Origin of the sequence: Thalassobaculum sp. (genome assembly GCF_040219215.1) — a bacterium.
In the GTDB taxonomy this organism is placed as follows: domain Bacteria; phylum Pseudomonadota; class Alphaproteobacteria; order Thalassobaculales; family Thalassobaculaceae; genus Thalassobaculum_A.
Genome location: NZ_JAVJSX010000011.1, coordinates 69557 through 82840 on the forward strand (window position 1 = coordinate 69557; position 13284 = coordinate 82840).

Genomic DNA, 13284 nt, shown 5'->3' on the forward strand with positions numbered 1-13284 from the left:
GATTCACGAGAGGATTCTAAAATGTTTAGCGTTACCGATCACAATATCGACGGACATCAGAACTCTCATAAAAACATCTCGAACTTTTACAGAAAATATCAGATCTCATCACTCATTGGTGCCGTCGGGGCAATAACCATCGTGATGTTTGTGTACTCATTGTTTGCACACAATAAAAACGAGCTTTCGAAATGGCACAGCAATGCGGCACAGGCTCGAGCATCGTCCGTCGAAACAGCCATCAAGGATCGCATCCAGTACTTAAGGGATCTCGCGGAGGATCTGCCGTTTCCAGTCGATATGGCCAACGAAGAGCGCACGGTGTCCATGGGCACCGATGCGACGAACAAGGGCTTCGCGTTCCTGGGATGGGCTCCGCTGTTTGATCGCACCGGCGACGGCCTGTCCGAGCATCGGAACTCGGAGACCATGTCGGCCGATTTCGTCCCGCGTGTGCTGACCTCGGAGGGCCAGATCCAACACGCCGACCTGGGCTCGGTGGCCTTTCCGATCACGGACGTGCTTGGCAACGCGGTCGGTTACAACTTTCGGGGTATCGACCCGGTATCGCGGTATCTGGGAGACCGACCGGTACAGGGTACCTGGATTGGCGAATTCGCAATCGGTCCGAACATCAAGATCCCAGGTATGGACGATGATTATGCGCTGATGGCCATTGCTGTACGCAATATCGACGACATACACACCCCGACCATCAATGATGCCGATCGTACTTCTGGCTACATTGTGGGTGTAATAAACATATCCAATATTCTGACGGAAGTATTTAGCAAACATCCTGATTTTAATTATCAGTTGTCTGATTCAAAGTTCGAATATTACAATAAATCTAAACAATTTTCTCAAAATCGCCCTGACATCAATTATCTTCATAAAATGGACTCATCATTCAATGGTGAAATTGGATCTATGTTTCGAAAAATTTCAAATATTGCTATTTTCAGTACAAATTGGATTTTGGTCGATAAACCGAGATCTGATCTTATATTTGATAGCGTCTATCAACCCATTCTAACCTTTGGTGCAATCAGCTCAATCGGGCTGTTGATAGTCTTTCAGATACTGAGGTTCAACGAACAAAAGCAATACGCTCTTGAGCAGTCGACCGCGGAACTTCGCCAGGCCAACATCGCGCTCGACGAGTACCGCGAGTTCACGCGTGTGATGCTGGATTCAGTCCAGGATGCGATCGTTGCCTGCGACGAGACGGGCAAGCTCAAGGTCTTCAATAGAAAAACCATGGAGTTTCATGGCCTTCCTGCCGAACCGATCCCGGTCGAACAGTGGGCTTCGTACTACAGTCTTTATTGCGCTGACGGCGTCACACCGATGGCCATGGAAGACATCCCGCTGTTCCGCGCATTGAAGGGCGACGTCATCCAGAACGAGGAAATGACGATCCGGCCCAACGAGTGCGCGCCGATCCAGCTGTTGGCATCCGGCCGAGCCTTGACCGGTGCCGATGGCCGGAAAATCGGCGCCTTCATTTCAATGCACGACGTCACCGAGCAACGCGCATCCGAGGCTGCTCGCAAGGTGGCGGAGGACGCGCTGCGCCACTCGCAGCGCATGGAGGCGATCGGCAAGCTGACCGGTGGCATCGCTCATGACTTCAACAATCTGCTCGGCATCGTGCTGGGTAACCTCCAGTTGCTGCAGCTCCAGATCGGCGACAATGTCAAAGCTGCCGCCCGCATCGAAACCGCGCTGAAGGCAACGGTTCGTGGCAACCAACTGACCCGGCGCCTGCTTGGCTTCTCCAGCCAGGAGGCCATGCCCGGCACACCGACTGATGCCAACGCGGTTCTCGGCGAGCTGGAAGACATCCTTGCCCGCTCGCTGACCAGCGAGATCGAGTTGAAGTTTCACGCAGAGCCTGACCTTTGGCTCACCGACATCGATCCGGGTGGCTTACAGGATGCGGTCCTCAACCTGTCACTGAACGCCCGGGACGCGATGCCCGAAGGTGGCCACCTGGTGATCGAAACCAGCAACCGCCGTATCGGTTCAACGCAGTCCGAGGTCGAGCCAAGGGGAACGAGCCCCGCCCCCGGGGAGTACGTGGTAGTGTCGGTCAGCGATAACGGAACCGGCATGGCACCTGCGGTCCTCGACAAGGCATTCGAGCCGTTCTTCACGACCAAATCGACGGATCGGGGCTCTGGTCTGGGATTGAGCATGGTGTACGGCTTCGCCAAGCGGTCGAAGGGCGATGTTCGGATCTACTCCGAAGTCGGGCACGGCACGACGGTACGACTGTTCCTGCCGCGCTCGGCAGAAACGCAGGGTGTGGCTCCGGCGCCAGTCGAGCGCTCCGACGAGAGCTGCCCGAGAGGTACTGAAACGGTGCTGCTCGTCGATGACGAGCCGGATCTTCTGGAAGTCGCGGACTTGATGCTGACTGAGCTCGGGTACCGGACGGTCACGGCCGGCACTGGTGCTGAAGCGCTCGGCATTGTCGCCGATCGCAACTCCCCGACGTTCGACCTGGTGTTCTCCGACGTAATCATGCCCGGCGGGGTCAACGGCTTCGAGCTGGCGCAGAAGGTCGCGGAAATTTCACCGTCAACCAAGGTGCTGCTTGCCTCAGGCTTCACCGGTCAGATGGCTCACCAGAACTACGGGCCATCCTTGTCCCAGGCGATCATCCATAAGCCGTACGACAAGCACACGCTCGCTCGGGCGGTTAGCCGTGTGATCCGAAACGGCGCGATGAACCGGACGGCCATACCCCAGTCATAAGCGAGTCAACCTCCAGGCACGCCCGCTTGCCATTGTATCCGTCAAGAACGGCCTGAAGCGCCGACGCAAGCAGGCAATCACGGAGGCGAAGTGGCCATGGTTCCGACAATGTTGGTGGTCGACGATCAAGAGGAGATGGCCGAACTGGTCTGTGACGTCGCCGGAATGGTGGGTTTCAAGGCAGAGGCTGTCACGAGCGTGCGGGACCTGTTCAAGAAGTTCGAGGTCGCCATGCCCGACGTGATCGTGCTTGATTTGATCATGCCGGACATCGACGGCCTAGAACTGATCCAGAAGCTCTCACGAACTGGATCGCGCTCCAAGCTCATCATCATGAGCGGCTACCAGTCGAGCTATCTCAGGGCGGCCGAAATCCTCGCCGACGGCCTCGGACTCACTACAATTGGTGTTATCCGGAAGCCGGCGAGCATCAGCGACCTGGAACTACAGTGCGAAACGGCGAAGCGCGCTGTCGAACTGGACAGGAGTGCGAGGCATGTCTAGCCGCAACCTGCTGGTGGTCGACGACGAACCCGATCTTGGTGCTCTGGTGCGCGACGCCGCGACCGAATTGGATTACTCGGCGGTCGCGGTCGACTCCTCCGACGAGTTCAAGCGATGCTACAATCCAAGCATCGATACGGTCGTGCTGGATCTCGCTTTGCCGGGAACCGACGGAATCGAGTTGATCCGATTCCTGGCGGACCAGAGCAGTCGTGCATCCGTCATTCTGATGAGCGGTTGCGATCCTCGTGTCATGAACTCCGCCAGGGGTCTTGCCGAGGCGCACGGATTGAGGGTCGTTGGCGCGATCAGCAAGCCTGTCGATCTCGACGTGCTCGAGCGGCTCCTCGGACAATCGACCCACGTGGCACCGCTGCGCCCGCAACGGACGGCAGAGCAGCCGTCGGAGGGTGAACTCAGGGACGCGATCGCCAACAAGGAGTTGCGAGTCCACTACCAGCCGAAGATCAGCCTGACCTCATGCCAGGTAACGGGCGTGGAAGCCCTGGTCCGTTGGCAACATCCGCAGCGTGGACTGCTGTCGCCCGCTGGATTCCTTGCAACCGCGGTCGAGTCTGATCTGATCGGCGACCTGACCATGATGGTTCTGGAGCAGGGCTTGAACGACCTGCGGCATTGGGACCGGCGAGGACTCGCGGTTCCGTCGCTGGCCGTGAACTTCGATGCGGCAAGTCTCAGGGACCTCAGTCTCCCGGATCAGATCGTGAATGCGCTGCGGGTCCATGGCGTGTCTGCTGACCGCCTGATTATCGAAGTCACTGAGACCAAGATGGTCGAGACCGTCGCCAACGCGATGGAGATCCTGACGCGGCTGCGGATGCGCGGAATCGGGTTGTCGATCGACGATTTCGGAACCGGGCACTCCACAATGAGCCAGCTCGAAGCGTTCCCGTTCTCGGAGCTCAAGATCGACCGTTCGTTCATCAACGGCGTCGGCAGGAACGAGCATACCGAAGCGATCGTGCGGTCAAGCATCGAACTCGCCCACAGCCTGCAGATGGCCGTCGTGGCCGAAGGGATCGAGACGTTTCGGCAACTGGAGGCCCTGCACCTCATGAAGTGCGACGCGGCGCAGGGCTATCTGGTCGCCAGACCGGCGGGTGCCGATGACTTTGAAAGCTGGTTGGTGCGAAACCCCGAAATGACCTTCGCACTGCCCGCCTGATCGGAGTCATCCGGATCCGGCGTCAAAGGCCGAGCGTCAACGCCGCCAAAGCCGGGCGGTTCGCTCACGATACTGACGACACTGACGCACGGGCTACGGCGTCGAGGCAAACTGGACAATCACCATGCTGAACCCGCTGATTCGCCTGCTCGACGATGCCGATGTAATGCCTCACGGGATCTGCTTTGCGTGGCGTCCCGATCTGGTGATCCTGCACGCCGGTTCCGATCTGGTGATCACCGCGGCGTACTTCATCATTCCCCTCGCACTGGTGGGGCTGGTGCGCCAACGCACCGACATCCGGCACGGCTGGATGCTCTACACCTTTGCGGCCTTCATCCTGCTTTGCGGCATCACGCACGCGGCCAACATCTATGTCCTGTGGGTTCCCGACTATGGCCTGCAGGGATTGGTGAAGGTGGCGACCGCAACGGTTTCGATCGCCACGGCCTTCGCCCTCTGGACGCTGGTGCCCAAGCTGGTGGCACTGCCGACCCAGCAGCAGCTGATCGAAGCCAATGAACGATTGAGCCACGAGATCGCTGAACGCGAGGCAGCCGAAGTCCGTCTGGTTGAGCAAGCCAAGGAGCTCGCGCGATCCAACGAAGAGTTGGAGCGATTTGCCTATGTCGCGTCTCACGACCTTCGCGCGCCGCTGCGAGGTATCCGGAGCGTCATCGGATGGCTGGAGGAGGATCTCGGCGAAGACCTGGATGCCGACTCCCGTGAGAAGATGATGCTGATCCGGAGCCGCACCGACCGCCTGGATCGAATGCTGACGGATCTCCTGAACTATTCTCGGATCGGCCACGGCGACAGTACCGCCGAAGAGTTCGACGCCGGACGGATCATCCGCGACTCGTTTGACGAACTGAACGTCGACTCCCGTTTCACCCTCGAACTGCCGGCCGACGTTCCGACATTGTTCGGCCGACAGCTTGGCTTTCAACAGGTAGTGGCCAACCTGATCGGCAACGCGATCAAGCACCACGACCGGCCGAACGGAACGCTCACCATCGCGGTCGAAACCCAGGACGATCGCCACGTGTTCGCAGTTTCGGACGATGGGCCCGGCATTCCCGAGAAGTATCACAAGCGGATCTTCCGGATGTTCGAGACGCTGACGGCGCGCGATACCAAGGACACCACTGGGATGGGGCTTTCGATCATCAAGAAGATTGTCGAGGGCGAAGGCGGAATGGTCTGGATCGAGTCCAGCGGACCACAACGAGGCACGACATTCAGGTTTACATGGCCGCGGAAACGGTTGGTGGAGGCGGCATGATGGACCAGAAGATCGCTGAACGGACAACCGTTCCCTCGACCCGCCAGGCGACCTTCCTGCTGGTCGACGACGACGAAATCGACCGGGCGAACTTCCGACGCGCGTTCCGGCAGGAGAACATCCCGACCGACCTGTTGGAAGCGCAGGACGGCCAACGGGCCTACGAGATCCTGAAGGGGCTCAACGGCGCCAAGAAGCCGGCTCGACCGTACATCGTCGTCACCGACATCAACATGCCGCGCATGACCGGACTGGAATTCCTGGAGGCCGTTCGAGCCGACGACGAACTGCGGGACACGACCGTCTTCGTCCTGTCGACCTCCCAGGCGGATGAGGATCGCCGCGCCGCATACGCTCAGAACGTTGCCGGATACGTCATAAAAACCGGTACCGACGGCTCGCTGCAGAACATGATGAGGATGCTCAGTACCTATTGCCGCATCGTTGAACTGCCATGAGCGACACGGCCCTTCGCATTCTGATCGTCGACGACGATCAGGTCGATCGCATGGCCCTGCGGCGGTCGATCACCAAGTCAGGTATGGACGCCACCGTGCTCGAGGTGGAGACGGGTGCGGCTGCGTTGGAGGAGACGGCTCGGAGTCACTTTGACTGCGCCCTGATCGATCAACGTCTTTCGGACACCACAGGGCTGGATTTGCTGGGACAGATCAGGCTCCGCCCGGGTCGTCCTCCGGCCCTGATCCTGATGTCGGGTGCCGGTGACGAGCTGTTGGCCGCATCGGCATTGAAAGGCGGTGCAGACGACTACCTGCCGAAGGACGCTTTGTCGTCCGACACACTCCAGCGGGCCGTCCGCTCGGTCGTCGAGGTCGCCAGGCTGCGGGCGACAACCGAAGCGCTGGAACAGGACCGACGGGCCGAGCGAGCCATGCTTCAGAAGGCGGAACGCATGGCCGGTATCGGCAGCTGGCAGTACGACCTCGTCAACGACAAGATGTCGTGGTCTGACGGCATGTTCTCCGTACTTGGGCTCAAGAGATCGACATTTACACCTTGTCGCATGGTCTATGCCGACTTCCTGAGCGAGGATAGTCGCAATGAATATTTTGCGGCCTACCAGCGTTTGCTGGACGACGGTACATCGGTCGATCTTGAGCATGTCGTGCAGCCGGGCGACCGCCATGTGCACTACGTAGCGCACCCGCTCTATGACGAAAGTGGCGCTCTGCGCGGCGCCAGCGGGATGATCCAGGATCTGACCGAGCGCAAGCGGGTGGAACAGACCCTTGAGCATGCAAAGAGAATCCAGACCGTCGGTGCCCTGGCCGGCGGTATCGCTCACGATTTCAACAATCTTCTCGGTATCATCTCGGGCAATCTGGAGTTGCTGGGGCGTTTGGTCGGCGATCAACCGAACGCCGCGAAAAGGATCAACGTGCTCCAGAAGGCGGCGCGGCGCGGCGGCGTCCTGACTAGCAGGCTGTTGAATTTCTCGGATCTGGAAAGAAACGCCGGCGAGCCGACTGACGTGAACGCCGTGCTCGGCACGATGGACGAGCTGCTTTGCGACACGCTGCCCGACGGCATCGATCTGAAGATCTACGCCGCTCCCGATCTCTGGCCGACCGACATCGTCGCCGGTGATCTGGAGGACGCGATACTCAATATGGTCCTGAACGCCCGCGACGCCATGCCGGAGGGCGGCCGGCTCGTGATCGAAACCGCGAACAAGCGATCGGATCGCCTGCAGGTCGGGCCAAGGCGGGACGACATACGAACGGACTGGGTTGTGCTGTCGATCAGCGACACCGGTCACGGGATCAGCCCGGAAGTAAAGAGTCGCGTCCTCGAACCATTTTTCACAACCAAGCCCAAATCAGAGGGCAGCGGCCTCGGCCTGAGCATGGTCTATGGCTTTGTTAAGCGCTCGGACGGCTTGCTTCAGATTGACTCCAACCCGGGTAGTGGGACGACCATACAGATCCATCTTCCGCGGTCGGTTTCCGACGAACCAACCCGCTCCGCACGCCCTGCCCCCGGGCTGCCTGTTCAAGCGACGGACAGCGCCATCGCCGGCGATGCGGCGGCGGAGGACGTTGTGGCCGAGATGCTGGTCCGTCCTGCAATCTTGCCCAAGGCGACATCGCCTGAGTCACGTCTCAACTCGGCGACGGTTCTGGTCGTCGACGACGAATCCGAACTGTTGGATGTCGTCGCCGAAATGCTGCGCAGCCTTGGATATCGCACCCTGACGGCCTCCAGCGGCCAGGGTGCGCTCGACATTCTGGAGATGACCCCGGTCAGTCTGGTCCTGAGCGACGTCGTCATGCCGGGCGGCATGAACGGGGTAGAGTTGGGCCGCGAGATTCGGGACCGATGGCCGGCGCTGCCCGTCCAGCTGACGTCCGGCTACAGCGCTGAGGTGGCCAAATCGTTCGGCGACGACCCTCTGCTGGACAGCGTTCTGCCGAAGCCCTGCAGCATGGACGAACTGTCGGATCGGGTCAGGCAACGCCTCCTGGAGCTGTGGCCCGCTGCAAGCTGACCCTCGGCCTCCCCGCCCGTCCGTCTCGAACACATCCGCCGCCGAGGAGACTTGGTCGAGGAGCCGGGTGTCGCATCGCGCGCAGTCGCCGGGCATCCGCACCCGGCGACCCGGCCCCGTATCGTTTCGTAGCTCAGTTCGAGACCACGCCGGGGCAGCAGGTCCTCTGCAGGTACCGTGGACGCAGCCAAGCGCTCGACAGGAGAAGGTTGCCGTCGCGGACGGAACGCTTTTTGATGGGCGTCGGCGCGGGCTGGTATGGGGCTGGAACGCACCGGTACCGGGCCGTTTACCTCACCCGGAAGCGAGAACCGCCATGCCAATGTTCGAGAATGGTCCAGTGCGGATCCACTACGAGGAAGCCGGTTCCGGATTTCCGCTGCTGGTCATACCCGGCGGCGGTCTGAACGCGACGATTGCCGGCCTCGCGACCCATGCCTTCAATCCGCTGGAGGCCTTCAGCGACACCTACCGCGTCATCGCGCTGGATCTGCGCAACGCCAATGGCGGCCAATCGCAGGGTCCGCTCGAGGTCGAACGGACGTGGGACGGTTTCACCGACGACCAACTCGGGCTGATGGAGCATCTGGGGATCGACCGCTTCATGGTGATGGGCTTCTGCATCGGCGGCCCCATGATCTGGAACATGCTCAAGCGCGCAGGCGAGCGCGTCGTGGCCGCGGTGCTCGTGCATCCGAGCGGCTACAGTTCCGCCGTGCCGGACATCTTCTATCAGAACAATATCAAGGGCTGGGGGCCGGAGTTTCACGCCCGGCACCCCGACATCACCATGAAGACGATCGCCGAATACCTCGACAACATGTACACCAAGCGGGCGGACTTCGTGTTCACCGTCGATCGCGAGTTCGTGCGCGCCTGCCACACGCCGGTGCTGATCCTGCCGGACGACATCCCCGCGCACCCCTATGCGACCGCAATGGAGACGGCCCTGCTGGCGCCGAACGCCCAGGTCAGTCTTTACCCGTGGAAGGAGAACGCCCGTAAGATCGAGCTCGCGGTGCGCCACATCCGCGGCTTCATGGCGATGAACGCCGCCGCGACCGCGTCACGGAGCTGACGTCAGCCCCACACCGGCCTTACGCCAATCGGATGACTCTGCCCTCCCGGTGGGAGCGTTCCATAGCGTCGATCAGCGCGTGTCGGGCCACCGCGTCGCCGAAATCGGGGGCGTCCGAGGTCCCTGACCGCAAGGCGCTGGCGAACCGGGCATAGGCCTGCCCGACGTTTCGTCCCGGTCCGGCGGCCATATCCGCAGACACCAGCCGATAGCTGTCTGGCGGGGTGATCTCGGCCATTGCCGCGTTGCCGATGGCAAGGTGCAGTTGGCTGGGCCCGATGTTGACGGATTTGGAAGTCAGCACCGGGGTTCCCTTGCGGCCGTAAATCTCCAGGCGCGTTCCGCTCGCGTTGAAGGGAACGCTGGCCACTTGGTACGACACTTCCGCACCGCTTTTCAGTACGCCGGCGGCGGTGACGGTGTCCGGCGCATCCACGGGAAAGTCTTCCCCGGTTACCGCGTGCTTCCACATGTCGATGCGCGTCGTGACCCGGGCGCTGACCTCGGCGAACTCTCCGAGGATATTGCACAGGGCATCGATCGAGTGGCCGCCAGGGATGGTCATGGGATTGGCGCCGTTCGTGCGAATCCCCTGCCAGATCCGACCGTCCCCGCGCTCTGTAATCGCATCGACCATCACCTTGAGGTTGACGGTCACGATGTCGCCGATTTCGCCGTTGGCGACGAGGTCGCGGGCATGCATCACGGCAGGGTCGCTGCGCGCCTGCAGACCAACCAGGGTCGGCAGCCCGGCTGCCTTCGCGCGGTTGGCCATTTCCGTCGCTTCGGCGAGGTTCGCCCCGAGCGGCCACTCGCAGCAAACCGGCTTTCCGGCCGCGATGGCGGCCATGACCAGTTGCTTGTGCAACGGCACCCGAACCACGACCGCGATGAGGTCGACCTTGGGATGCGTGACCATCGTCTCCATGTCGTGAAAGGCGAGTTCGGCACCAAACTTCTCCGCCGAGGCTCTCGCCGTCTCCGCGTGCGCGGTGCAGACGGCCTTCAGCTCGTAATCCGGCAGCGATTGCAGTGCCGGCACATGGGCATTCGCGCCCCACCCGCTCCCGCCCGGCGTGACGGTTGCACCGACGATTCCGACTCTGATCCTGTCTGCCAAGGTCATATCCATTGCTTGAGACGGCGACGCGGTGCCGACCTATGGCTGAACATAACATGCTTCACGCGCTGGACACGACCAGGCGAATGGTGGGGCAAACAAGCCGCTCTCGTCCCGCCGCGAGCCGAGACAACCGGATTGCAACCAGACGGCGGGAAGGCCACGCTAGCCGTCCAGTCCCATCATCCCGGAGAATGACAGCCGTGCCCTCCGCCACCCCCGAACAGCAGGCCGCGATCCTCGGCTGGCTCGACCAGCAGCGCCCGGCCATGACCGAACTCCTGGAGAAGATCGTGAACATCGACTCCGGATCGTACAACAAGGCCGGCGTCGACGCGGTCGGGCGGGCCATCGAGGAGTGGTTCGAAGCCGAGGGAATCTCCACCGACCGGGTTCCGCACGGCGAGTTCGGTGACTGCATCCGCGCCCACGTCTCGGGCGGCGAGGGCAACCGGCCGGTCGTTCTGATGGGACACCGCGATACGGTCTTCCCGGACGGCGAGGCGGGGCGCCGGCCGTTCACGGTGAAAGGCGACATCGCCTATGGTCCGGGGGTCGCGGACATGAAGGCGGGCCTGGTGATGAACGCCTTCGTGCTGGCGGCGTTCAAGCGCTTCGGTGGTGCGCCCTACCCGTTAACGGGGCTCTACACCTCGGACGAGGAGATTGCCTCGCCGTCTTCCCGTCCGGTCATCGAGAACGAGGCACGGAACGCCCGCGTCGTCTTCAATGCGGAGCCGGGGCGGGAAAGCGGCAATGTCGTGACCGGGCGCAAGGGCGCAAGCTTCTTCAAGTTCCTGGTCAAGGGCGTGCCGGCCCACTCAGGGGGGCAGCACGAAAAGGGCATCAGCGCCATCGGCGAGCTGGCGGCGAAGATAACGGAGTTGCACAAGCTGACGGACTACGAGGCGGGCACGACCGCCAACGTCGGCATCGTGAGCGGCGGCAATGCGGTCAACATGGTGGCTCCGCACGCGATGGCGGAGGTGGACGTGCGGTTCAAGACGATGGAGGCGCGCAACGCCGTTTGGGAGCGGATCACCAGGATCCTGGAGACCGCCTACGTCCCCGGCACCTCCACCGAGATCACCGAGAGCCGAGGCTTCCTGCCCCTGACCCAGTCGCCGGAAAGCAAGGAGATCTTCGACCTCTACACGCAGGCGGGCGCCGAGGTCGGCCTCACCATCGGCGGCGAATTCTCCGGCGGTTCCGCCGATTCCGGATTCACCGCCCAGGTCGGAGCGCCGACCGTTTGCGGCACCGGCCCGGTCGGCGGGCGGGCACACACGCCGGAGGAGTTCATGCGGCTGGACACCATGGTTCCGCGCGCCAAGACCGTCGCGCTCGCCATCATGCGGCTCGGTGCCTGAGGCAGGGCACTGATCGGATCATGTGCTAGTGTTCAACCTGGACCAATCGCGAGAGGCAGGTGAAGCCCGACTGCGTGTCCACGGAACCGGCAGAACGCCGGCACCGGTATCACAAGACCGTGATTCCCGATTACCGCGTGGTCTTCCTCTCCTAAGTCTTGGTCCCTAGGCAGTCGGCCACGCCGGATGGTCGGGGCGAAGGGTGCCCGCCAGGAGGATTGTTTATGACCAGCAAGCTGCTCACGCGCCGAACCCTCCTTACAGCCGCTGGTGCCGTCGTGGTGTCGGGAGGGCCCGGGTTCCTCGTGCCCGCCCAAGCCAAGGGGTTGGCTCCAACACCATCGATGCGGGGTGGCGCCAACAACTATCTCCCCGGTGCGCCAATCGTGGACCGGATCGGCGGCGGAGGTTTCTGGATGTCGGGCACTGTGCGCCGCGCAGAGGATGGCGCTCCGCTTGGCGGTCAGCGCATCCAGATCTGGGCGCACACGACCGAAGGGTATGAGCGGGATCCGCATAGCCATGGGGCCACACTGACTGACGAGAACGGCGTCTTCCGTCTTGAGATGCCGCAGATCGTGCCGGCCTTCGGTCAGCCGCACGGGCACCTTGCCTACGATAGTGGTGACTTCGAGACGGTTTTCCTGCGTCCCGTGATGAAGAGCGCGCAAGACACCAGCCTGGAGGCACACTTCGTTCTCAAGCCGGCCTGACCTCAGTGCCTGAAAGGGAAACGAGCCCGGCCCGCGTGATCCTGATCTGGGCCATTCTCGGTACCGCCATTGTCGTTCCAATCGCCGCCGCTGCAGCCAGTCCCCTGCTTGCATGGCGCGACCCGATCTACATATCGGCTGGTTTCGCGGGAATACTCGCATTGGCCCTGCTGCTCGTCCAACCCTTGCTGGCCGGCGGCTACCTGCCGGGTCTGGCCGCGCCGCGAGGTCGGCGGGTACATCGCGTAGTCGGAGGTGTCCTGGTCGCGGCTGTGACCCTCCACGTCGCGGGCCTTTGGATTACCAGTCCCCCGGACGTGATCGACGCGCTGCTCTTCAGAGCACCGACACTGTTCTCTGTCTGGGGCGTAATCGCGGTGTGGACAGTGCTCGCAGCCGCACTTGCGGCAGCGCTTCGTCGGCGAATGAAGTTACGGCCGCGGACATGGCGGCTTGTCCACACTTCCCTCGCAGCCGTGACCGTTCTCTGCAGCGCGGCCCACGTGTTGCCTATTGAGGGCACCATGGAGACCGTATCGAAAGCGGTGCTGTGCACGATGGTCGTCGCAGCGACCCTGAAGGTTGGCGCTGACCTAGGGGTATGGGGGGCACTGTCGCGTCAACGCCTCACGGGTCCTTCAGGTGATGAGTAGGTCGTCGGCACAGCAGCATTGACCGCTGTGGCGTCAGGGCGAGGCATTCACGCAATGGCGGACAGTGGCCGAAGCCGGACAGTTTGACGACAATTCCGGCGTC

Annotated in this window: 11 protein-coding genes; 10 read left to right on the top strand and 1 reads right to left on the bottom strand. The window is 61.9% G+C overall.

The window, feature by feature from the left end; translation table 11 throughout:
* Window positions 1-21: 21 nt before the first annotated feature.
* The 7 genes from RIC54_RS10245 to RIC54_RS10275 all read left to right on the top strand — a co-directional run bounded on the left by RIC54_RS10245 (window position 22) and on the right by RIC54_RS10275 (window position 9325).
* Window positions 22-2763, top strand: a complete 2742-nt coding sequence (locus tag RIC54_RS10245) for an ATP-binding protein (protein ID WP_350095821.1) — start codon at window positions 22-24, stop codon at window positions 2761-2763.
* Window positions 2764-2859: 96 nt separating this feature from the next.
* On the top strand, window positions 2860-3267 hold the full coding sequence (locus RIC54_RS10250; protein WP_350097318.1) for a response regulator: 408 nt from the start codon (window positions 2860-2862) through the stop codon (window positions 3265-3267).
* Complete coding sequence (locus tag RIC54_RS10255) at window positions 3260-4453, top strand: GGDEF/EAL domain-containing response regulator (RefSeq protein WP_350095823.1); 1194 nt, start codon at window positions 3260-3262, stop codon at window positions 4451-4453. Before RIC54_RS10250 ends, RIC54_RS10255 begins: the two co-directional genes overlap by 8 nt.
* Window positions 4454-4577: 124 nt before the next feature.
* A complete protein-coding gene (locus RIC54_RS10260; protein ID WP_350095825.1) occupies window positions 4578-5738 on the top strand; it encodes a sensor histidine kinase in 1161 nt (386 codons plus the stop codon).
* The gene (locus RIC54_RS10265; RefSeq protein WP_350095827.1) at window positions 5738-6196 is read left to right on the top strand and encodes a response regulator; all 459 of its coding nucleotides are present in this window, start codon (window positions 5738-5740) and stop codon (window positions 6194-6196) included. The genes RIC54_RS10260 and RIC54_RS10265 overlap by 1 nt, the downstream gene beginning before the upstream one ends.
* The gene (locus RIC54_RS10270; protein ID WP_350095829.1) at window positions 6193-8247 is read left to right on the top strand and encodes a response regulator; all 2055 of its coding nucleotides are present in this window, start codon (window positions 6193-6195) and stop codon (window positions 8245-8247) included. The genes RIC54_RS10265 and RIC54_RS10270 overlap by 4 nt, the downstream gene beginning before the upstream one ends.
* 316 nt (window positions 8248-8563) lie before the next feature.
* Complete coding sequence (locus tag RIC54_RS10275) at window positions 8564-9325, top strand: alpha/beta fold hydrolase (protein WP_350095831.1); 762 nt, start codon at window positions 8564-8566, stop codon at window positions 9323-9325.
* Window positions 9326-9344: 19 nt separating this feature from the next.
* Here the strand turns inward: RIC54_RS10275 and RIC54_RS10280 are convergent, their stop codons facing one another.
* Window positions 9345-10445: a Gfo/Idh/MocA family protein gene (locus RIC54_RS10280; RefSeq protein ID WP_350095833.1), complete on the bottom strand. Its 1101-nt coding sequence runs from the start codon at window positions 10443-10445 to the stop codon at window positions 9345-9347.
* Between the two features lie 203 nt (window positions 10446-10648).
* Between RIC54_RS10280 and RIC54_RS10285 the strand changes: the two genes are divergently transcribed.
* From RIC54_RS10285 to RIC54_RS10295, 3 genes are all read left to right on the top strand, one after another.
* The gene (locus tag RIC54_RS10285; RefSeq protein ID WP_350095835.1) at window positions 10649-11815 is read left to right on the top strand and encodes a M20 family metallopeptidase; all 1167 of its coding nucleotides are present in this window, start codon (window positions 10649-10651) and stop codon (window positions 11813-11815) included.
* 224 nt (window positions 11816-12039) lie between these two features.
* Window positions 12040-12528, top strand: a complete 489-nt coding sequence (locus RIC54_RS10290; protein WP_350095837.1) for a peptidase associated/transthyretin-like domain-containing protein — start codon at window positions 12040-12042, stop codon at window positions 12526-12528.
* A 35-nt stretch (window positions 12529-12563) separates the two neighbouring features.
* Window positions 12564-13181, top strand: coding sequence for a ferric reductase-like transmembrane domain-containing protein (locus tag RIC54_RS10295; protein WP_350095839.1), 618 nt, complete (start codon window positions 12564-12566; stop codon window positions 13179-13181).
* The last annotated feature ends 103 nt before the right edge of the window (window positions 13182-13284 follow it).